The sequence below is a fragment of the Embleya scabrispora genome, from assembly GCF_002024165.1.
Lineage (GTDB): Bacteria > Actinomycetota > Actinomycetes > Streptomycetales > Streptomycetaceae > Embleya > Embleya scabrispora_A.
In genome coordinates this window covers 1,425,848-1,447,062 of record NZ_MWQN01000001.1, presented here as the reverse complement: position 1 = coordinate 1,447,062, position 21,215 = coordinate 1,425,848, and the positions used below count along the sequence as shown (strand labels likewise).

The 21,215-nt window shown below is 71.8% G+C and carries 15 protein-coding genes; 4 read left to right on the top strand and 11 right to left on the bottom strand.

The features are described 5' to 3' along the window. Window positions 1-6: 6 nt before the first annotated feature. From B4N89_RS06375 to B4N89_RS06365, 3 genes are all read right to left on the bottom strand, one after another. The gene (locus B4N89_RS06375) at window positions 7-801 is read right to left on the bottom strand and encodes a hypothetical protein (protein WP_078974889.1); all 795 of its coding nucleotides are present in this window, start codon (window positions 799-801) and stop codon (window positions 7-9) included. A 127-nt stretch (window positions 802-928) separates the two neighbouring features. Further along, entirely contained in the window at window positions 929-2,047 is a 1,119-nt protein-coding gene (locus tag B4N89_RS06370) for an LLM class flavin-dependent oxidoreductase (protein ID WP_078974888.1), read from the bottom strand. 140 nt (window positions 2,048-2,187) lie between these two features. Continuing rightward, window positions 2,188-2,997, bottom strand: a complete 810-nt coding sequence (locus tag B4N89_RS06365) for an SDR family NAD(P)-dependent oxidoreductase (protein ID WP_078974887.1) — start codon at window positions 2,995-2,997, stop codon at window positions 2,188-2,190. 1,300 nt (window positions 2,998-4,297) lie between these two features. Between B4N89_RS06365 and B4N89_RS06355 the strand changes: the two genes are divergently transcribed. Next, complete coding sequence (locus B4N89_RS06355; RefSeq protein WP_143657867.1) at window positions 4,298-7,402, top strand: hypothetical protein; 3,105 nt, start codon at window positions 4,298-4,300, stop codon at window positions 7,400-7,402. 4 nt (window positions 7,403-7,406) lie between these two features. Here the strand turns inward: B4N89_RS06355 and B4N89_RS06350 are convergent, their stop codons facing one another. The 4 genes from B4N89_RS06350 to B4N89_RS06335 all read right to left on the bottom strand — a co-directional run bounded on the left by B4N89_RS06350 (window position 7,407) and on the right by B4N89_RS06335 (window position 12,653). Next, on the bottom strand, window positions 7,407-8,525 hold the full coding sequence (locus B4N89_RS06350; RefSeq protein WP_078974884.1) for an LCP family protein: 1,119 nt from the start codon (window positions 8,523-8,525) through the stop codon (window positions 7,407-7,409). A 49-nt stretch (window positions 8,526-8,574) separates the two neighbouring features. Beyond that, window positions 8,575-9,078 carry a GNAT family N-acetyltransferase gene (locus B4N89_RS06345; RefSeq protein ID WP_078979145.1) on the bottom strand — a complete coding sequence of 168 codons (504 nt, stop codon included), beginning with the start codon at window positions 9,076-9,078 and terminating at the stop codon, window positions 8,575-8,577. 213 nt (window positions 9,079-9,291) lie between these two features. Continuing rightward, complete coding sequence (locus tag B4N89_RS06340) at window positions 9,292-11,409, bottom strand: 3-hydroxyacyl-CoA dehydrogenase NAD-binding domain-containing protein (protein ID WP_078974883.1); 2,118 nt, start codon at window positions 11,407-11,409, stop codon at window positions 9,292-9,294. Next, window positions 11,406-12,653 (bottom strand): thiolase family protein, encoded by a 1,248-nt coding sequence (locus B4N89_RS06335; protein WP_078974882.1) that lies wholly within the window; start codon window positions 12,651-12,653, stop codon window positions 11,406-11,408. Before B4N89_RS06335 ends, B4N89_RS06340 begins: the two co-directional genes overlap by 4 nt. A gap of 612 nt (window positions 12,654-13,265) precedes the next feature. Between B4N89_RS06335 and efeO the strand changes: the two genes are divergently transcribed. After that, on the top strand, window positions 13,266-14,405 hold the full coding sequence (gene efeO, locus B4N89_RS06330; RefSeq protein WP_078974881.1) for an iron uptake system protein EfeO: 1,140 nt from the start codon (window positions 13,266-13,268) through the stop codon (window positions 14,403-14,405). A 95-nt stretch (window positions 14,406-14,500) separates the two neighbouring features. Next, window positions 14,501-15,781 (top strand): iron uptake transporter deferrochelatase/peroxidase subunit, encoded by a 1,281-nt coding sequence (gene efeB / locus B4N89_RS06325; protein WP_078974880.1) that lies wholly within the window; start codon window positions 14,501-14,503, stop codon window positions 15,779-15,781. Between the two features lie 106 nt (window positions 15,782-15,887). On the opposite strand, the gene efeU is transcribed toward efeB, so the two are convergent. The 4 genes from efeU to B4N89_RS06305 form a co-directional block, all read right to left on the bottom strand. After that, a complete protein-coding gene (gene efeU / locus B4N89_RS06320; protein WP_078974879.1) occupies window positions 15,888-16,739 on the bottom strand; it encodes an iron uptake transporter permease EfeU in 852 nt (283 codons plus the stop codon). Window positions 16,740-16,974: 235 nt separating this feature from the next. Further along, entirely contained in the window at window positions 16,975-18,255 is a 1,281-nt protein-coding gene (locus tag B4N89_RS06315) for a ribonuclease D (RefSeq protein WP_078974878.1), read from the bottom strand. 245 nt (window positions 18,256-18,500) lie between these two features. After that, window positions 18,501-19,169 carry a response regulator transcription factor gene (locus B4N89_RS06310; protein WP_078974877.1) on the bottom strand — a complete coding sequence of 223 codons (669 nt, stop codon included), beginning with the start codon at window positions 19,167-19,169 and terminating at the stop codon, window positions 18,501-18,503. A 179-nt stretch (window positions 19,170-19,348) separates the two neighbouring features. Further along, the gene (locus tag B4N89_RS06305) at window positions 19,349-19,945 is read right to left on the bottom strand and encodes a DUF3000 domain-containing protein (RefSeq protein WP_078974876.1); all 597 of its coding nucleotides are present in this window, start codon (window positions 19,943-19,945) and stop codon (window positions 19,349-19,351) included. A gap of 92 nt (window positions 19,946-20,037) precedes the next feature. Between B4N89_RS06305 and hemE the strand changes: the two genes are divergently transcribed. Beyond that, on the top strand, window positions 20,038-21,102 hold the full coding sequence (hemE, locus tag B4N89_RS06300) for a uroporphyrinogen decarboxylase (RefSeq protein WP_078974875.1): 1,065 nt from the start codon (window positions 20,038-20,040) through the stop codon (window positions 21,100-21,102). Window positions 21,103-21,215: the final 113 nt, after the last annotated feature.

The window sequence follows — 21,215 nt, the reverse complement described above, 5'->3', positions numbered from 1 at the left end:
TGTGGGTCAGTCCCAGAGTCGGTCGGTGTAGGTGTCGGTGCCGACCACGGTGGGGATCCATGGGGCGCAGTAGGTGACCCGGCCGATGCCGGAGGCGTCGATGCGCGCGGCCCACTCGCGGAAGGTGTCCCAGCTTTCGCGCGGGTCGCCCTCGAGGAAGTAGAGCTGCATGCTGCGTGTGGCGGCGTTCGGGTCGCGCGGGACGAAGGCGGGCGCGTCGTCCTTGAGCGGGACCGCGGTCCAGGCGGCGACCGAGGCGATCGGGGACTCGCGCAGGAAGTCCGGCAGGTGGGTGGAGAACCACTTCTCCAGGTCCTCCTGGGAGACGCCCTCCTCGCGCTGTACGGCGAGCGAGACCAGGCCCTGATAGTTGCGGTCGAGCGCGAGTTCCAGCGGGACCGGGTCCTCGTCGCGGTACCAGCGGTTGTCGTGCAGGTACATGGCGGTGTGCGCGTGCACCCGGTGCTGGAAGCCGCGGTCGTTGCCGTAGAGCCAGTTGACCTGGTCGACGGCCCACGCGTTCCACTCGTCGAACTGGCCGTCGTTGATCCAGTAGATCGCGACGTAGGAGCCGGCCCCGATGGCGGGTACGACGTCGCTGTCTTCCGGGAAGCGCAACGCCTTGAGGTCGGCGGTGGCCACCCAGCGGCTGCCCGCGAGCAGGCCGGGGCCGATCATGCAGCCGGCGTAGTAGTGGTCGCGCTCGTACCAGCGGTTGTAGCTCACCTCGTGGCCGCGCTCGGGGTCCACGGCGGTGAACAGCATGCTGCCCACCCGGATCGGGTATTCGGCGAAGCTCATGACGTGACTGCCTTTCGGGTCGTGCGGTGACTCGTGTCGGGGACGGGACGGGACGGGACGGGACGGGATGGGGTGGGGTGGGGTGGTCGGTCGGGGGACCGGGGCCGGTGGCCGGGGCTGCCGGTGGTCAGGCTTGCCGGCGGAAGCGGGTGGTGCGGTGTTCGGGGTCGGTGTCGAGCTTGGGGATGACGTGCCGGCCGAACAGTTCGATGGTCTTGAGGGTGTTCTCGCGGTCGTCGCAGCCGAGGCCGAGGACGAGTTGGTCGACGCCGACCGATTCGTAGGCGCGTACCGCGTCCAGGACACCGTCCGGGTCGCCGCAGATCAACGCGCCCGCGTCGGCGGCGAACTCGACCAGCTCGGGGGTCAGGTCGGGCATCGTCTCGGGCCAGTAGGGGATGCCCTCGGGGTGCGGGAAGGTGTCGTGGTAGCGGAAGACGTTGCTGGTGAGGTACATCGGCCGGGCGGCGACGGCGTTGGCGATGGCCCGTTGTTTCGTTTCCGCGACGAAGCCGGTGCTGACCGCGAGTACGTTGTCGTTGACGAAGTCGGCGATCGGTTCGGCGTTGACGATCTCGCGCTTGTAGCCGGCGACCAGCTGCTCGGCGCTCGCCGGGTCGCCGATCGAGAAGCCGAGGACGCCCAGGCCCATGCGTGCGGCCATCACGTAGGAGGGCGGACTGCCGGCGGCGTACCACATGGCCGGGTGCGACGTGCCGTACGGCTTGGGCAGGATCCGGCGCGGCGGGAGTTGCCAGTAGGTGCCCTGGTAGCCCTCGTAGACGTCCTGGAGGAACATCTTCGGGAACTCGCGGATCACGTCCTCCCAGATCGCCTTCGTCTCGGACATGTCCTCGATGCCGGGGAGGAAGCCGAGGATCTCGTGGCTGCCGGCGCCGCGTCCGGTGCCGAACTCGAAGCGGCCGCGGGTGAGGTGGTCGAGCATCGCGACGCGTTCGGCGACCTTGGCCGGGTGGTTGACCTGGGGGAGCGGGTTGAAGATGCCGGAGCCGATGTGGATGCGCTCGGTCGCGTGGGCGAGGTAGCCGCACATGACGTCGTTGGCCGACAGGTGCGAGTACTCGTCGAGGAAGTGGTGCTCGCTCAGCCACGCGTACTTGAATCCGGCCCGGTCGGCGGCGATCGCGAAGTCCATGTCGTTCATCAGGGCTTCGTGTTCGGCGTTCGGGTTTCCCTCGCGTCGGAACGCCGGGTTGTAGCCCTGAAGAAAGATGCCGAATTCCATTGCACTCCCAGTTCCGCGGTCGGGGCGGGTGGTCGGTCGGTGCGCTCGGGTGGTTCGGGGCGGGTTGGGTGGGGTGGCGGTCGTGAGGGGTCGCCGGCGGGCTGTGGCGGGCGCCGGCGGGTGCGGGCGGTGGGGCGGGGTCAGGGGGTGAAGGTGCCGTCCGGGCGGCGGACCCAGCCGGAGGCGGCCATGGTGCCGCCGTCGACGTGCAAGGTGGTGCCTGTGACGAAGCGGGCGAGGTCGCCGGCGAGGAAGACGATCGGGGCGGCGCAGTCGTCGGCCTCGCCGAGACCCAGGGGCACTTTGGCGCCGTAGTCGTACGCGCCGTCGGCCGTTTCGAACGTCTCCGCGAGATCGGCGTCGCCGGGGGTGGGGATGGCGTCGGGGGCGACGCAGTTGACCCGGATGCGGCGGTGCGAGAGTTCGAGCGCGAGCGACTTGGTGAGCTGTTCGACGGCGGCCTTCATCGCGGCGTACACCGCGAAGCCGGGCGCGGCGCGGAACGCCTCGATGCTGGTGACGTTGACGATCGAGCCGCCGTCGCGCAGAAGCGGGGCGCCGTGTCGGATCACGTGCGTGACGGAGGTGAAGTTCTCGTCGACCAGGGCGCTCTGCCCCTTGGGGCGGACATCCAGGAACGGCGACCAGAAGCCGCCGCCGGCGTTGTTGACGAGGATGTCGAGCGGGCCGAGGGCGGCGTGGGCGTCGTGGAGGAAACGTTCGACGCCGTCGCCGTCGCGGACGTCGAGTTCCACCGCGAAGGCGCGCCGGCCGGTGGCCTCGATCGCCTTGACGGTTTCCCGGAGGCCGGTGGGCTCGCGGTCGCAGACGGCGACGTCGGCGCCGAACCTGGCGAGTGCGAGGGCCGTCGCCGCGCCGATGCCCCGGGCCGCGCCGGTGACCACGGCCACTCGATCGGTGAGCAGGGCGGCGGAAGGGTCGAGCAGCACGGGGGCACCTCACTGTGGATCGCGTACGTTGTCGCCTCGGCGCGGAGCCGCCCGTCGTGGGCCGTGCTCTGCGCTGGGGTCACCATGCCACCTGACGACCCGTCACCTGAAGGGAGACAGGCGTCTTTTTCCGCTCCGGGGCGCCGGTGTCGCCGCAGGCCCGCAGGTGATCTGACGGTGTGTTAGCCAAAAGTGGCGGACATCACCGGCCAGGGACACCCCCGCGACCACGCCCGCACTCCCGCCCGCACGCCGACGACCACACTCCGCCCACACCCGCGCCCGCGATCGTGCCCGTGCCCGTGCCCGCGATCGTGCCCGCGCCCGCGCCCGCGCCCGCGATCGTGCCCGGGCCGGGCCGGGTCGGGCCCGGGGTCGGGGCCATGCCCGCAGGCGCGGGCGACCACAAGCGGCCATAGTCGTCCTGCAGCCGCCGGCAGTCGGAGGTCGCGTCCGCAGCTGCCGGCAGCCAGGGGTCGCTCTCGTGTCCTCCTCCTCCCGCAAGCGCAGTCGCCACCCGCCCGAGGACACGGCGGCGCGGGCGTCGTCTGTCTGCGAGAGCGGCCGCAAGTCGCGCGAGGTCGCCTTTGCGGGCGCCGCCTGCCGGCGAGTGCTGTCGTCACCTGTCCGAGGTCGCCCTGGCAACCGCTGGCAGTCGGAGGTTGCCCTCGCGGTCCTGCCCGCACGTGCAGTCGCCACCTGTCCGAGGCCACGTGCGCGGGCGTTGTTGTGGTTGCGGGAGCGGCCGCAAGTCGTGCGAGGTCGTCTTTGCGGGCGCTGCCTGCCGGCGAGTGCGGTCGTCACCTGTCCGAGGCCGCTCCGACAGGCTTGGTTGCCGCCCGCTCGAGGGTGTCCTGCGTGCGCATCCGTCTTCCGTCCGGCGCGCGCCGGCGGTGGTTGCCTGAAGCCGTTGCCGCAGGTGCGATGCCCTCCTCCCGCAGTCGCTCTTATCGGCGCGTCGGTGGGTCATCCGTTCGGGAGTGCGGGCGCCGGGACGTTCGAGGTCGCCCCTACGGGCGCACTCGCCGGGCACCACCCGCCGGGGGGCGGCGCCCGGGTGCCGGGGCCGGTTGTGCCTGAGATCGACCTTGCGCCCCTGCGGGGGCGGTCGGCGGCTGACTGGGGCTGCTTGGGGTTGCGCCTACGGGTGTATGAGTAGTTCGGCTGCGTGTGTACGGGCCGGTGTTTGGGGGCGCCTTTGTTGCTCGGTTGCCGGTGAGGGCGGGGGCCGCGTCGGTGGTTCGGATGGATTGTCCGAAATCCATGCGGACCGGTGATGGTGCTCACTACGCTCTGCGACGTGGCGCTATCTCCCGATTCCTGCGGCATCGTGGCCGACTTCGGAACGTGGCTCGCGCGGGTCGGTCGGCCTGCCTCGGATGCCGAGCGGATGATCGATGTCCTCGGCACCCTGCTCGATCTGCGGGTCGCGTGCCTGCGGCTCGACGATCACACCCGATGGCGGGCCGGCGATCTGAACGCGCTGCTCGAGACGCTGGTGCCGGCGCATGTCGCGCTGCCCCGCGAGGACACGGTGGCGCTGGTGGTGCCCGCGCTGCGGTTGTTCCTGGAGTTTTTGCGCGAGCAGGGTCCGCTGCACCCGGACAGCGACCGGCTCGTTCCGATGCTCGAGGTGCTGGATCGACACGAGGGCGAACTGCCGGCGAGGATGGCCGACTCGCGGCGGTGGGGCTCGGCGAAGAAGTTGTTCGTGGCGGGCTATGCGACCGGGCCCGGGCGCGGGCGGGCGTTGCCGGCGGTGCGGCTGCCGGACGAGCGGGAGTTGGCTCGGGCCGCCTCGGCCGCGCCGTTGTTCGCAGCCGCCCTCACCCTCGCCCGCTGGGTCGGTCGCGGGCGTCCGGTGACCGCGACCGGGGTGCTGCGACTGGCGCCCGCGGCGGAGGCGGTGCGGCTGCTCGGCATCGACGAACCGGTCGCCGGCGTGCGCAGTGCGCGCGACGTGGAGCCGTTGCACCAGGTGTGGTCGATCGCGTGTACGGCCGGCCTGATCGAGGTCGGGCGTAGGGTCGCGACCGCCGGGGAGCTTGCCCGGGTGCTGGCGGTCGGGCGACCGGGCGATGTTCTGCGGGTGTGGTCGAGCCTGTGGGAGGGGGTTGCGGTCGGCGAGGCCACCGGGCGACCCGAGGTGCGGCGCGCCGCGTATGTACTGCGCGGTGGTGATGTGATCCGCGAGTTGTTGCGGGAGTTGTACGACCACGCGGGTCGGTGGGTGCCGATGGGCGGGTTGTTCGAATTGCTCTCCTACACACCCGACGGGCGGCGCCGGTCGCCCTCGGTCGCCGACCCGGCGCTGTTCACCGGTTTGTCGTTGGCGCATCAGATGGATGACCTGCGGGCGTTCGGCGTGCTGGAGATCCGTGAGTTGGTGGGTGGCGGGGCGCCGTTCATGGCGGTGCGGCTGACTCCGCTGGGGATGTACGGGCTGCGTACCCGCTTCCTGGAACTGGGCGTGCCCGCCCCGCTCACCGGCCCGGGCGGTTGTGACGAACCCGCGCTGCCGCCGCTGTACGTGCCGCCCCGCTCCGAGTGCGCGTTGGCCGCCCGGATGTCGCCGCTGATGGCGCAGGCGGCGGCGCTCGCGGAGTACGTCGAGCGGCACGGGCCGTTGCCGATCACCCACGAGGGGGTACTGGCGACCGCGGTCGCCGACTGCGTCATGGCCGAACTCGGCATTCCTCGGCAGCCGTCGCGAGCCGAGGGGCCGCCTCGTACCGCGCGGGACGAGCATGCGCTGCACCGGCGGTGGACGCTTGCGATCGGCACCGGGCTGCTGGTGTCCAACGACGGTGCGGTGCGGGCTGCCGACGGCCTGCGGGTGTGGCGTGAGGGGGACGACGGCGAGCTGATCGCGCTCGCCGCGCGCGCGATGGTGGTGGTGGCCGAGGACAACGCGACGTTCGGAGAGGCGCACGACGAGCGTTGGGACGTCCCCGAGGGGCTGGCCGCGTCGCTGTTCACCGGGCTGGTGCAACTCGGCGGGCCGCTCCCGGTGTCGCTGTTCGTCGGCCTCGCGGTGCGTCGCGACCTCGACCACGTGGTTCGGATGTTGCCGCCCGAGCCGCCCGCCGACGACGAGGCGTTCGCGCTGGGACGGATCCTGGACGCCCCCGACCTGGTCCGCGAGATGGGTTGCCTGTGCGGGTCGGATGGCCCCGACACCGCGCCGGCCGCGCCGTCACCCGAACCCGCGACCGCGCCAACCCTACCGTCGCCCCCGGATCCGTACCCGTCGGCGACCGCGCCTGCGCCCGGGACTGCGTCCCCGCCCCCCGCGCACCCGCACCTGCCGGCGACTGCGTCACCCCCGCACCCGCGCCCGCCGGCGACCGCGCCTGCGCCCGGGACCGCCTCGCCGTCACCCCCGCATCCGCAGGCGGCCACGCCTGCGTCGGGGACTGCTTCGCCGTCGCCCCTGCATCCGCCGGCGACTGCGTCGCCCGCGCACCCCCATCCGCCGGCGACCGCGCCTGCGTCGGGGACCGCTTCGCCGTCGCCCCCGCATCCGCCGGCGACCGCGTCTGTGCCCGGGACCGCCTCGCCGTCGCCCCCGCACCCGCCGATGCCTGCGGCCGCACCCGCGACCGCCTTGCCGCCGCCGTTGCCCCCGCAGGCGCCGGCGACTGCGTTGGGGGCGTTCGCCTCCTCTCTCGAGTGGTCCGGCGAGGTGTTGGCCCGGGTTCGGGCGGGGGTGATCCTGCTCGCAGACCGCTTGGCCGCGCTGGGCATCGTCCGGCGCACCGCCGAGGGCATCACCCTCACCGGCCTGGGCGGCACCCTCGTGCACCGGATGTTCCGCGAACAGGGCCTGCCGGTCGCCACTGTCGACGACTACACCGCCGCCTCGGGCGCCCGCCTGCTCGGCGCGATGGGGGCGTGGCCGCGACCGATCGCCACGCGTACGTTCGCGAGCTGGATCGGCTGCCGCCCGATCGACGCCGCGCTGTCCGAGCTGTGCGCGGTCGCGGGGGCCGCCGGCCCCACCGAGCGGCTGATGCTCTTCGCCCACGTGGGTGACGCCGACCTCCCCGAGGCCGCCGTCGAACAAGCCCTCGCCGACGCCGGCGCCGACCCCACGCTCGCCCCGCACGTGTGGAATTGGCGGTTGACCCACGACCGCGACGTACCGCCCGCGACGCTGCGTACGCTCGCCTGGCTCACCGCCGACAACGCCGCCGCGGCGCTGCTCGGCCGACACGAGGCGGCGGTGCTGGGCCTGCTTACCGAGGTGACGGGCAGTCAGGGCCCGGGCGCCGACGTGGTCTTCGGCGAACTGGCGACGATGGGCCACCCCTGCGCCGAGGACGTCCTGCGGTTCGCCGAGACCACCCACCCCGACCCCGCAGTCGCCGGTGCCGCCCGCCGCGCCCTGCACCGCTTGCGCTGAGTGCTCACGGTCGCCAGAGTTCGCCGGGGGCGGGCTCCGGCCACGGGATGTCGGCGCGGACGGCGGCGAAGAGTTCCTTGCAGCGTTTGTCGTCGAGCAGGACCACGCTCTGGCCGCCGCCGCGTTCGGCGAAGCCGGCCACGGGCGCCGTGCGGAAGGCCAGGTCGGACTCGTCGATGCCCTTGAGGTCGGTGGCCAGGCCGAGCAGTGCCCTGAAATTCAGGTTGTCGTCCACCGTCAGCGACTTGGTCAGCGACTGCAACAGGTTCTCGGTGCGCAGCGGACTGCCGAGGACCCCCTCCGCGGTGATCTGCTTCGCGATCGCGCCGAGGAGTTGCTGCTGGTGTGCCACCCGATCCAGGTCGCCGCGCTGCAACCCGTAGCGCTGCCGGACGAATTCCAGCGCCTTGGTGCCGTCCAGCCTGGTCCGGCCCTGGTCGGCGTCCACCGACACCCCGCCGAGGGCGTCGACCATGCCCTTGAAGCCGCCGAAGTCCACCGCCGCGTAGTGGTCGATCCGTACGCCGGTCAGGTTTTCGATCGTGGCCACCAGCAGTGCCGGTCCGCCCCACGAGAAGGCGGCGTTCAGTTTGGCCTCGCCGCGTCCCGGGATGGACACCCACGCGTCGCGCGGCAGCGAGATCGCCGAGATGGACGCTCGGCCCGCAGGAAGGTGCAGGATCATCATGGTGTCGCTGCGGCGTCCCTGGAGCGCCTCCGGGTCGGCGCCGGGCGCCGCCGCGTCCATGCCGACGAGCAGGATGTTCAGCGCCCGGCCGGCGGCGGGATCGGCCGGCGGACGCGGTCCCGCGGCGGGGATGCCCGACCGGTCGAACACGCCGTCGATCCGCTTGATGTTGGAGTTCAGCGAGTACAGCAGCCAAGCCGTACACCCGCCGACCACCAGCAGCGACAGGGTCAGCAGACCGACCAGGGCGACGGCCGCCTTGCGCCGGCGCGACCACGGCTTGCGCGCGGGTGCCGGGGCCGGCTCGATGTGGGCCTCGGCCCCGTCGGCCGAATCGTTCGTTCTGTCGGCCTCGCCGGCGTCGGCCGACTCGCCTGCTCTGTCTGCTTCGTCGGCCTCGGCCGACTCGCCCGTCGCATCCGGCGCATCCTTCATGCGCAGAAGTTAGCGGACCAACTGTCGGAAACGGCAGGGGATTCGCGGATCAGTGCAGATCCGGGATCGGGCGGCGCATGCATACCCGGGGCCAACGATCGAGTCCGAGCGCCGCCTCGTGCGCCCGGATCGCGGCCAAACCCGGCGTCACTTCGGCCGGATCGAGCGTGCGGAACCCGATCCGCGCGTAGTACGGGGCATTCCAGGCCACATCCCGGAACGTGGTCAACGTCAACGCGAGCCCGGTGTCCGCCTGCACCCGATCGATCATCGCCCGCCCGAGGCCGCGCCGCGCACCGTCCGGGTGTACCGAGACCTGCTCGATGTGCGCGGCCCCGTCCACGAGGTCCCAGATCACGTAGGCCAGCGCCGGCTCCCCGACCACCAGACAGCGTCCGCCGGTCCGATACGCGTCCAACTCCTCGACGGACGGCGGCTCGTCCGCCGCGATCTCCGGCATCCCCGCATCCAGGAAGCGCACCCCGGCCGCGACCTCGATCTCCCGCAACCGCTCCAGGTCGCGCACCGAGGCCCCACGCATCGCATCACTCATGATCACCATTGTCGCCGCTGCCGAGGCCGCGCCCCCGCGCCCCCGCGCCCGCCGCACCCCTGCGCCCGCATCCACCGCCCCCGCGCCCGCCACATCGCCCGTGCCCCGACGCGACCCCCTCCACGCCCGCGGCCCCGCCGAGACCGATGGATCGACAGGTACGCCGAAGGGGCGACCCGCAAGCGGGCCGCCCCTTCGTGAGATGCCTCGCGACTACCGCGGAACCGAAGCCGCTCCCGCCGGCAGGAAGCGCTTGCCGAGGGTCTTCTCGGTGACGCCCGCGCGGTCCAGGTACGGGGTGATGCCGCCCAGGTGGAACGGCCAGCCGGCGCCGGTGATCATGCACAGGTCGATGTCCTGCGGGGCGGCGACGACGCCCTCTGCGAGCATGCGGTCGATCTCGTCGGCCAGGGCCGCCAGCGCGCGGTCGCGGACCTGCTCCTCCGTGGACGGCGAGTCGCCGACCTCCAAGAGCGCGACCACCTCCGGGTCGACCTCCTGCGCGCCCGAGGCCCAGGTCAGGAACGAGCGCTTGCCCGCCTTGACCACGCGCTCCAGGTTCGGGGACACGCCGAACCGGTCCGGGAAGGCGCCGTGCAGGGTGCCGCCCACGTGGGCCGCGATCGCCGGGCCGACCAGTTCGAGGAGCACCATCGGCGACATCGGCAGGCCCAGCGGGGCCAGCGCGTTGTCGGCGACCTCGATTGGGGTGCCCTCGTCGACCGCGGCCAGCACCTCGCCCAGGAAGCGGGTCAGCACGCGGTTGACCACGAACGCCGGGGCGTCCTTGACCAGGACCGAGGTCTTCTTCAACTGCTTGGAGACGGCGAACGCGGTGGCCAGCGCACCGTCGTCGGTCTGCTCCGCGCGCACGATCTCCAGGAGCGGCAGGACCGCGACCGGGTTGAAGAAGTGGAAGCCGACGACCCGCTCGGGGTGGGCCAGCTTCGAGGCCATCTCGGTGATCGACAACGACGAGGTGTTGGTGGCCAGGATGCAGGTCGGCGAGACCACCGCCTCCACCTCGGCGAACACCTGCTGCTTGACCGCCATCTCCTCGAACACGGCCTCGATCACGAAGTCGGCGTCGGCGAACGCGTCCTTCGTCAACGAGCCGGTCACCAGCGCCTTGAGCCGGTTCGCGGCGTCCGGCGAGACGCGCCCGCGCAGCAGCAGCTTGTCGACCTCGTCGTGCACGTAGCCGACGCCCTTGTCCACTCGCTCCTGGTCGATGTCGGTCAGCACGACCGGCACCCGCAGGCGGCGCGCGAACAGCAGCGCGAGCTGGGAGGCCATCAGTCCGGCCCCGACCACGCCGACCTTGGTGACCGGGCGGGCGAGCCCCCGGTCGGGGGCACCCGCCGGTCGCTTGGCGCGCTTTTGCACCAGGTTGAACGAGTACAGGCCGGCGCGCAGTTCGTCGCCCATGATCAGGTCGGCGAGTGCGTCGTCCTCGGCGTCGAAACCGGCCTGGACGTCGCCGTCGCGGGCCGCGTCGATGATCTCCAGCGCGCGGTACGGCGCGGGGGAGGCGCCGTGCACCTTCGAGTCGGCGATCGCCCGACCCCGCGCGACGGCCGCGTCCCAGCCGGCGCCGCGGTCGATCTCCGGGCGCTCGACCACGATCTCGCCGGAGACGACCTGGGCGGCCCACACCAGCGACTGGGCCAGGAAGTCGGCCGAGTCCACCAGCGCGTCCGCGATCCCGAGCTTGAAGGCCTTGGGGCCGTTGAGCTGACGGTTTTGGTTCAGCGCGTTCTCGATGATCACCGTGACCGCGTTGTCCGGACCGATCAGGTTCGGCAGCAGCACACAGCCGCCCCAGCCCGGGACCAGGCCCAGGAAACACTCGGGCAGCGAGAAGGCGGGCACCGCGGTGGAGATGGTGCGGTACGTGCAGGCCAGGCCGATCTCGACGCCGCCGCCCATCGCCGCGCCGTTGTAGAACGCGAAGGTGGGCACGGACAACGCGGTCAGCCGCTTGAACGTGTCGTGGCCGGCCTTGCCGATGGCGTGCGCGTGGTCGCGGTTGGTGACCTTCTCGACGCCCTTGAGGTCGGCGCCGACCGCGAAGATGAACGGCTTGCCGGTCACCCCGGCCGCGACGATGTCGCCCGCCGCGGCCAATGCCTCGATCGTGTCGATCGCGGCGCCGAGCTCGGCCAGGCCGGCCGGGCCGAAGGTGTTCGGCTTGGTGTGGTCGAAGCCGTTGTCGATGGTGATCAGCGCGAACTTTCCGGCGCCGTTCGGCAGGTCGAGTACACGCACCGGGAAGTGCGAGACCAGCTCGTCCGGGAAGACCTCGGCGGCCAGTCGCGTCAGGTCGCTCACTTGTCGTTCCCCTCGGAGTTCGCGCCGGCGGCCGTGGCGTCCGCGTCGGCCCCGGTCCAGTTCGGGTTCTCCCAGATGACGGTCCCGCCCATGCCGAGCCCGATGCACATCGAGGTCAGGCCGTAGCGGACCTCGGGGTGCGCCTCGAACTGGCGCGCGAGCTGGGTCATCAGCCGCACGCCGGAGGAGGCGAGCGGGTGGCCGAAGGCGATCGCGCCGCCGTACTTGTTCACGCGCGGGTCGTCGTCGGCGATCTTGTAGTGGTCCAGGAAGGACAACACCTGGACCGCGAACGCCTCGTTCAACTCGAACAGGCCGATGTCGTCGATGCTCAGCCCGGCGCGCTCCAGCGCCTTCTCGGTGGCCGGGACCGGGCCGATGCCCATCACCTCGGGCTCGACGCCGGCGAACGCGAACTGCACCAGGCGCATCTTGATCGGCAGGCCCAGCTCGCGCGCGGTGTCCTCGGCGGCGAGCAGACACGCGGTCGCGCCGTCGTTGAGGCCGGCCGCGTTGCCCGCGGTGACCCGGCCGTGCGGGCGGAACGGGGTCTTGAGCGCGGCCAGGCCCTCGAGGGTGGTGCCCGGGCGCATCGGCTCGTCCGCCGTGGCCAGGCCCCAGCCCTGCTCCACCGAGCGGGCCGCGACCGGCACCAGGTCGGGCTGGATCAGGTTGTCGGCGTACGCCTTGGCGGCCTTTTCCTGGCTGCCCACGGCGAACCGGTCCGCGCGCTCCTTGGTGAGCTGCGGGAAGCGGTCGTGGATGTTCTCCGCGGTGTTGCCCATGACCAGTGCGGAGGGGTCCACCAACTGCTCGGAGATGATCCGCGGGTTCGGGTCGGCGCCCTCGCCCATGGGGTGCCGGCCCATGTGCTCGACACCGCCGGCGACCACCACGTCGTAGGCACCGAAGGCGATGCCGCCGGCGGCCGTGGTGACCGCGGTCATCGCACCCGCGCACATGCGGTCGATCGCATAGCCGGGCACCTCGCGCGGCAGGCCGGCCAGCAGCGCCGCGGTGCGGCCGATGGTCAGGCCCTGGTCGCCGATCTGCGTGGTGGCCGCGATCGCGACCTCGTCCACGCGCGCCGGCGGCAGCGACGGGTTGCGGCGCATCAGCTCACGGATACACGCGATGACGAGGTCGTCGGCTCGCGTCTCGTGGTAGATGCCCTTGGGGCCGGCCTTGCCGAAGGGGGTACGGACGCCGTCTACGAAGACGACGTCCCGGACGTTACGAGGCACGAGCGCACACTCCTCCACCGATGGGTACGGGCCCCATGCTACTCATGGGTAACCACGTGGCCTAGCCCTCGGTCCCCATCGGCCCGTCGGCGCGTCCCTGCGGCGGTCGCCGGCGGGGCGGCCACGGGTGCGTCGGGCCGCCGGTCGCGAGCGGTACCGCACTCGGCCGGCCCACCGGTCGGCCGGACCCGACCACCGCCCGAACCGAGTACGCCGCGGCGAGCACCGCGCTCGGCCCGTACCCGACCGGCGCCGCGGCGTCGAACGCGGCCCGATCGGGGCGCCGGAGCGAGCCCCGGGTCTGGGCGCGCCAACGGTCCGGAACGGGACGTGATGTGATCCACGTTCGCCGCGAGGGGCCTTTACTTCGCCTTGACTGTATGGGGTCATTCGGCTGACAAAATAAGCCAAGCCTAGGCTTGGTTAGCCTTGCCTAATAATTACCCTTCGTCCGTTTTGTACGGCACTGCCACGCCCTTCGTGTGTCCCGCATATCCCGCAACGTCCTGCACGTCCTGTACATCCCGCACGTCCTGCACGTCCCGCGATCTGCCGTTGCTCAGTCTGCCGGGCTTCGACCCGTCTTCACCTGTTTCGTCCCCGGGAGAGTCCATGTCTGTCGTCCGTCGTCGCCCCGCCACCACCCGCGCGTTGGGTGTCGGGTTGTTGCTGGCGTTGCCGCTCGCGTTGACCGCGTGCGACAGCGACGACTCCTCCGGCGACGCGGTCAAGGTGACCGCCAAGGACAAGTCCTGCGACGTCGCCAAGAAGGACTGGCCCGCGGGCAAGAACAGCATCAAGGTGACCAACAAGGGCAGCCAGGTTACCGAGCTCTACGTCTACGCCCAGGGCGACCGGATCGTCACCGAGCGGGAGAACATCGGCCCCGGCACCTCGGCCACGCTGAACTTCGAGATCAAGGCCGGCACCTACGAGGTCGCCTGCAAGCCCGGTATGAAGGGCGACGGCATCCGGCAGAAGGTCACCGTCGCGGGCACCCCCGCCGAGAAGCCGATCGACCCCAGGCTCGCCGAGGCCGTGGCGCACTACCGGACCTTCACCAACACCACGGTCGAGCAGATGTTGCCGCTCGCGACCGAGTTCGTGAACGCGGTCAAGGCCGGAGACGTGGCCAAGGCCAAGGAGTACTACCCGAAGTCGCGTCTGGGCTGGGAGACCATCGAGCCGGTCGCGGAGAGCTTCGGCGACCTCGACCCGCAGATGGACGCGCGCGAGGCGGACCTGGAGCCCGGCCAGGAGTGGTCCGGCTGGCACCGGATCGAGAAGGCGCTGTGGACCACGGGGCAGATCACCGACGTCGAGAAGGGCTACGCCGACCGCCTGATGGCCGACCTGAAGACGCTCCAGTCCAAGGTCGGCACCGTCGATATCACTCCGACCTCGATCGCCAACGGCGCCAAGGGCCTGCTCGACGAGGTGGCCACCGGCAAGGTCACCGGCGAGGAGGAGGCGTTCAGCCACACCGACCTGTGGGACTTCGCGGGCAACGTGGACGGCGCGAAGAAGGCCTTCGAATTGCTCAAGCCGTACGTGGCGGAGAAGGACGCGGCGCTGACCGGCACCCTCGACGCCGAATTCGCCAAGATCCAGGGCCTGCTGTTCAAGTACAAGCAGGGCGACGGCTACGTCTCCTACGACACGGTCGACGAGGCCAAGCGCAAGGAACTCTCGGACGCGGTCAACGCGCTCGGCGAGCCGCTGTCGAAGCTTGCCGGCGTCGTCGCCCAGTGACGTCGCCCCGTGACATCGCCCGCCGTCGCGAACCACGAACCGACCGGGCCGACCGCACCGAACCGCACGGCACCGAACGAGCCTAGGGAGGGCCCATGACCGAGACCGATCGTGTCGCCGAGGCGGTCGAACCGTCGTCGGGCGACGGATTCAGTCGGCGGGCGCTGCTGGGCTGGACCGGTGGCGCGCTCGTGGTCGGCGCCGCCGCGGCGGGCGGGGTGGCCACCGCGGTCACCGGTACCGAGGACAAGTCGTCCACGCCGGCCCTCGGCTCGGTGGACTTCCACGGCGTGAACCAGGCCGGCATCGCCACCCCGGTCCAGGACCGGCTGCACTTTTGCGTGTTCGACGTGATCACCGACGACCGCGCCAAGCTGGTGCGCATGCTCCAGCAGTGGACCGCCGCCGCGGCCGCGATGACCGCGGGCAAGCAGATCGGGACCGGCGCCGACAGCGGTGTGCCCGAGTCGCCGCCCGACGACACGGGCGAGGCGGTCGGGCTGCCGCCGAACAACCTGACGCTCACCGTCGGGTTCGGTCCCACGCTGTTCACCAAGGACGGCCGGGACCGCTTCGGGATCGCCGCGAAGAAGCCGGAGGCACTGGCCGAACTGCCCGCGTTCCCCGGGGACAAGCTCGACCCGCAGCGCTCCGGCGGCGACATCGCCGTCCAGGCCTGCTCCGACGACCCCCAGGTCGCGGTACACGCGATCCGCAACCTGGCCCGGATCGGCTTCGGCGTGGTGTCGGTGCGCTGGTCGCAGCTCGGCTTCGGCAAGACGTCCTCGACCACGCCCGAGGCGATGACCCCGCGCAACCTGTTCGGCTTCAAGGACGGCACGCGCAACATCGCCGGCACCGAGACCGACCGGCTGCGCGAGCACGTGTGGGTGCCGGCCGGTGAGGGCCCGGCGTGGATGACCGGCGGCTCCTACCTGGTCGCGCGCCGGATCCGGATGCACATCGAGACCTGGGATCGCACCTCGCTGCAGGAGCAGGAGGACGTGATCGGCCGCAACAAGGGTGTGGGCGCACCGCAGGGCGCGACCGGCGAACACGACGTGGTGCCGCTCAAGGCGCTGCCGGAGAAGTCGCACGTGCGGCTGTCGCACCCCGATACGAACAACGGCGCGACCATCCTGCGTCGCGGCTACTCGTTCGTGGACGGCTCGGACGGTCTCGGCCGACTGGAGGCGGGCCTGTTCTTCCTGGCCTACCAGCGCGACCCGCGCAAGGGCTTCATCCCGGTCCAGCAGCGGCTGGCCGCGAACGACGCGATGAACGAGTACATCCAGCACGTGGGCTCGGCCCTGTTCGCGTGTCCGGGCGGCGTGCGCGGCGCGGACGACTACTGGGGCAAGGCACTGTTCGCCTGAGCGACCCGGCGGCCGATACACCGAGTGCCCGGTACACCGAGGGGCCCGGTCCGAAGCACCGCTTCGGATCGGGCCCCTCGCCCGTGTTGTCGCGCCGCGCCCGGGATCAGGCGGCGGCGGTCGTCTCCCGGGGCGCCGCCGACGGAGTCTTCCTCGGGCCGCCCTTGGGGAGGAGGAAGAACAGCGCCATGACCGGGATCAGGTACAGGAGCCAGACGGTGACCTGGAGGACCGTGGGGTCGGGTTGGAAGTTGAGGATGCCCTTGAGGAGGGTGCCGTACCAGGTGTCGGGCGGGATGGTGTCGCTGATGTCGAACGCCCGGTCGGACAGGCCCGGGAGGTAGTCGGCCTCCTGGAGGTCGTGGACGCCGTAGGCCAGTACGCCGGCGGCGACGACCACGAGTCCGGCGCCGGTCCAGAGGAAGAACTTGGCGAGGTTGATCCGGATGGCGCCGGCGTAGAAGAGGTAGCCGAGCACGACGGCGGTGGCCAGGCCGAGGGCGACGCCGATCATCGGCTCGGTGTTCTCGCCGGTGGAGCGGGCCGTGCCCCACACGATCACCGCGGTCTCCAGGCCCTCGCGGCCCACGGACAGGAACGCGGTCAGCACCAGCGCACCGGTGCCCATCGCCAGCGCGTGGTCCAGCTTGCCCTGCAACTCCGCCTTGAGCGCGTGCGAGGTACGCCGCATCCAGAAGATCATCCAGGTGACCAGTGCCACCGCGAAGACGGACAGCGAACCGCCGAACGCCTCCTGCTGCTTGAAGTCCATCTCCGCCGAGGTCAGTTCGAGGGCGGCCTCCAGGGCCACGCTCATCGCGACGGCCGCACCGATCCCCACCCACACCGCCGGCAGTGCCTCGCGTCGACCGGTCTTGACGAGGTAGGCGATCAGGATGCTGACCACCAGGGCCGCTTCCAGGCCCTCGCGCAGGCCAATCAGATAGTTGGCGAACACAGGCCACCCCGCAGGCTCGAACACATGGTGAGAAATTAGGCGAGCCTCACCAAACCATTCGCAGGGATCAGGCGTCAATGCGGACAAAGCAAAGCTCGGGTAAGGCGGTACGGGCGGCCGGCCGCAGGCTCGCGGGTCGCCCGCGGGCGACCAAGAGCGCGCCGCGCCGGGACCGTTGCGCCCGGCTCGCGGCGGTTGTTCCCAGGCTCCCCTTTCCCAGGCCCCGGCGGGTGACTCAGGCCCCGGCGGTGCCGTTGGCGGCGTGCGCGGCCAGGCGCAGGAACGCGCCGGACAGGGCCGGCGCGGTGAGCGCGATCTGCCAGGGCCGGGCGCCGAACTCGCGCAGTACCTCGCCGATCGCGTCCGCGGAGGGGGCCGAAGGCGGCGCCCAGGCCAACCGGCGTACGTAGTCCGGCGCGAGCAGGTTCTCCGTGGGCAGCGTGTGCTCGTCCGCGATGGCCGCGACCGCCGTCTTGGCGGCGGTCAGCCGCTCCGCGGCGGCCGGGTCCTTGTCGGTCCACGCGCGCGCCGGCGGCGGGCCCTCGTGCGGCAGCGTGGACATCGGCAGCTCGGCCTCGGGCAGCGCCCTGGCCTGCTCGATAGCGGCCAGCCACACGCCGGCCTGGCGTCTGCTGTCCCGGCCGGTGAAGCCGGGCAGCGCGAGCAGGGCGGCCACCGAAGCGGGCCCGTTCAGCGCGGCCTCGACGATCGCGGTGTCCGGGATGACCCGACCCGGCGAGACGTCCTTCTGGCGGGCGACGGTGTCCCGGGCCTGCCACAACGAGCGCACGATGGCCAACTGCCGGCGGCGGCGCACCCGGTGCAGCCCCGACGTGCGGCGCCACGGGTCGACCCGGGGGGCGGGCGGCGGCGCGGCGGCGATCGCGGCGAACTCCTGCAGCGCCCAGTCGAGCTTGCCCTGCTCGGTCAGCGTCGCCTCGAGCTCGTCGCGCAGCTCGATCAGCACCTCGACGTCCAACGCCGCGTAGCGCAGCCAGGGCTCGGGCAGCGGACGGGTGGACCAGTCCACCGCCGAGTGCCCCTTCTCCAGCGAGAAGCCGAGTACGGTCTCCACCATCGCGCCCAGGCCCACCCGGGGGAAGGCGGCCAGCCGGCCCGCCAGCTCGGTGTCGAAGATGCGCCGGGGGACCATGCCGACCTCGGCCAGGCAGGGCAGGTCCTGGGAGGCGGCGTGCAGGACCCATTCGGCGTCGACGATCGCGGCGCCGAGCGCGGACAGGTCGGGGCAGGCCGCCGGGTCGACCAGGGCGCTGCCCGCGCCGGCCCGGCGCAGCTGGATCAGATACGCGCGCTGCCCGTAGCGGTAGCCCGACGCCCGTTCGGCGTCGACGGCGACCGGTCCCGCTCCGGCGGCGAAGGCGGCGACGGTCTCGGCGAGCGCCTCCGGGTCCGCCACGACCGGCGGAACGCCCTCGCGAGGTGCCAGGAGCGGGACCGGCGCCGGGGGGACCGGCGCCGGAAGTTCGGATGAGGTTTCGAAGGAGGCGTCGGTCACCCCACCAAAATAACCCGCCCGGCCGGCCGACCGGGCAGGTCCCCGCCAAGGTGGGCGTGCCACGGCGGGTGTAGGGCGGTCGCAACCGTACGAAATCGCGCGCGGAACCGGAGGGTCCACTCCCGGAAAAGCCGAATCCCGGCGGGTGGGTTCACCCGCCGGGATTCGGCTGTACCTGATGATGTGTCACCTGATGAGGTGTCCTGATGCTCCGCCGACTCGGGGCCGATCGGTGCCGACCAGGGTCAGCTGATGATGCCCGCCCGCAACGCGAGGGCCACCATGCCGGCCCGGTCGCCCGTGCCCATCTTGCGGGCGATGCGGGCGAGATGGCTCTTGACGGTCAGCGCCGACAGGCCCATCGCCTGACCGATCGCCTTGTTGGACCGGCCCTCCGCGACGAGGCGCAGGACCTCGATCTCGCGCGCCGAAAGCTCCCGGACGCCGGAGCCGGGCTCCGTCCCGCGCTGTTCCGACGGACGCATGCGGTTTGCCTGGGGCATCCCGTGGTGCATTCCGGCTTGCCGTGCGTGTCCAGGGTTCAGTCCCGCTCGCGCGCCGGTCACGACGTAGCCCCGAACACCCGCGGCAAGCGCGGAGCGAACGGCACCGATGTCGTCGGCTGCGGAGAGTGCCAGGCCGTTCGGCCACCCGGACGCGCGCATCTCGGTGAGAAGCGTGAGTCCGGAGCCGTCCGGCAGGTGCACGTCGGCGACACACAGGTCGCGCGGCGTGCCGGCACGGGAGCGAGCCTCGGCGATGGTCGACGCCCCGACGACGTCGCGTACACCGAGGGCCCACAGGTGGCGGATGACGGCGTCGCGAACCCGGGGGTCCGCGACGACGACCATCGCCGTGGGCTTGGAAGGACGATAGGCAAGCAGGTTTGCAGGGTGATCGAGAAGTACCGACACCGGGCCTCCTGCGCAGTGATCGCGATTCCCGAAGAAGCGGCCCGACCAGCTACTCCTTCGGGGTGGTCACCCTGTCCTTCGGCACATATGGCGCCGGGCTTTAGAGGAAGATCCAAATCCGTTATGCGACGTTGACCCGGATGTGTGACCGAGGGGTATCGCGACGGTGATCCGGCGTGTCAGGAACCGGGTCGCGAGGGCCGGCGCGGTATGGCGACGACGCCCTCCCCGGCTGTCACCGGCGGCAAACCGGCACAGGTGCACAGCAGTTCGGTCCACGCCAGCAGATGCGGCGACAACTCGTCGTCGGCCGGAGTCCACGACGCCCTGATCTCGATCTCGGTGCGGGCGATCTGTCCGGACAGGCCGCCGAAGCCCTGCGAGGTGCTGCGGCTGACCGTGCCGCTGGGGGCGCGATAGGTCGCGCCGACCGCGTACAGCGACTCGGTCAGCCAGGTCCAGCCGACCTCGGGCAGCAGCGGGTCCATCGCCAGTTCGGGTTCGAGTTCGGCGCGGGTCATGGTGACCACGCGGAACGTGCCCTCCCACGCCTCGTGGCCCGCCGGGTCGTGCAGCAGCACGATCCGGCCGCCGGCGAGTTCGTCCTCGTCCTCGCCGAGTGCCACCTCGGCGGTGAACGCGGCGGAGTAGGGCGCCAGGCCGCGCGGCCGGGCCATCTCCTCCAGCACGATCTCCGGACGCAGGACCGCGGCCCGCCATCCGGCCAGTGCCTGCCGGAACTCCTCGGGCTCCTCGGTCTCGCCGACTCCTGCCATGCCTGGCAGCCTAGGCCGCGTCGGGGGGGTCGGGCCCGGGCGACGCGCCGGGCGGGGTGCTCCGTCTGGGCCGCCCGCGTGCGTCTGGGACGATGGCGGACGTGACCGAAACGAGCCTTCCGCACGCCACCGTCCGCGACTCGGCCTTCCTGCGCGCCTGCCGGCGCGAACCCGTCCCGCACACCCCGGTGTGGTTCATGCGTCAGGCGGGCCGTTCGCTGCCCGAGTACCGCAAGCTGCGCGAGGGCACCGCGATGCTCGACTCGTGCATGCGGCCGGACCTGGTCACCGAGATCACGCTCCAGCCGGTGCGGCGGCACGGGGTGGACGCGGCGATCTTCTTCAGCGACATCGTGGTCCCGCTCAAGGCGATCGGAATCGATCTCGACATCAAGCCGGGCGTCGGTCCGGTGGTGGCGAATCCGATCCGCTCGCGCGACGACCTCGCGCAGTTGCGCGACCTCACGCCCGACGACGTGCCGTACATCACCGAGGCGGTCGGCCAACTCGTCGGCGAGCTGGGTGCCACGCCGCTGATCGGCTTCGCCGGTGCGCCGTTCACCCTCGCGAGCTACCTGGTCGAGGGCGGGCCGTCGAAGAACCACGAGCGCACCAAGGCGCTGATGTACGGCGACCCGCGGCTGTGGGCCGATCTGGTGGACCGGCTCGCGGAGATCACGTCGGCGTTTTTGAAGGTACAGATCGAGGCGGGCGCGTCGGCGATCCAGCTGTTCGACTCGTGGGCCGGGGCGCTGTCCGCGGCGGACTACCGGGCGTCGGTGCTGCCGGCGAGCACGAAGGTGTTGGCGTCGGTCGAGCACTACGGCGTGCCGCGGATCCACTTCGGGGTGGGCACCGGCGAGTTGCTGCGCATGTTCGGCGAGGCCGGGGCGGACGTGGTGGGCGTCGACTGGCGCATCCCGCTGGACGAGGCGGCGCGGCGGGTGGGGCCGGGGCGGGCGTTGCAGGGGAACCTGGACTCGGCGGTGGTGTTCGCGCCGTGGGAGGCGGTTCGGGCCAAGGCCGACGAGGTGTTGGTGGCGGGGCGTGGTGCGGAGGGGCACATCTTCAATTTGGGGCATGGGGTGTTGCCGAATACGGATCCCGAGGTGCTCACGCGCCTGGTGGCGCATGTGCACTCGGCTAGCGCCCGGTAGGTCGGCTTTTTGGCCTCATGCGCCGGCCGGGCTGGGGGTTTGTGGTTCGGCTGGGGTTGGGGGAGAGCGGCTTTGGCCTCATGCGCCGGCCGGGCTGAATGTGGTTTGTGGTT

What these genes read in the sequence shown, in the direction of transcription:
- B4N89_RS06375 (WP_078974889.1), bottom strand. Translation starts at nt 801, where the DNA reads ATGAGCTTCGCCGAATACCCGATCCGGGTGGGCAGCATGCTGTTCACC.
- B4N89_RS06370 (WP_078974888.1), bottom strand. Translation starts at nt 2,047, where the DNA reads ATGGAATTCGGCATCTTTCTTCAGGGCTACAACCCGGCGTTCCGACGC.
- B4N89_RS06350 (WP_078974884.1), bottom strand. Translation starts at nt 8,525, where the DNA reads ATGAAGGATGCGCCGGATGCGACGGGCGAGTCGGCCGAGGCCGACGAA.
- B4N89_RS06345 (WP_078979145.1), bottom strand. Translation starts at nt 9,078, where the DNA reads ATGAGTGATGCGATGCGTGGGGCCTCGGTGCGCGACCTGGAGCGGTTG.
- efeO (WP_078974881.1), top strand. Translation starts at nt 13,266, where the DNA reads ATGTCTGTCGTCCGTCGTCGCCCCGCCACCACCCGCGCGTTGGGTGTC.
- efeB (WP_078974880.1), top strand. Translation starts at nt 14,501, where the DNA reads ATGACCGAGACCGATCGTGTCGCCGAGGCGGTCGAACCGTCGTCGGGC.
- B4N89_RS06305 (WP_078974876.1), bottom strand. Translation starts at nt 19,945, where the DNA reads ATGGCAGGAGTCGGCGAGACCGAGGAGCCCGAGGAGTTCCGGCAGGCA.
- hemE (WP_078974875.1), top strand. Translation starts at nt 20,038, where the DNA reads ATGGCGGACGTGACCGAAACGAGCCTTCCGCACGCCACCGTCCGCGAC.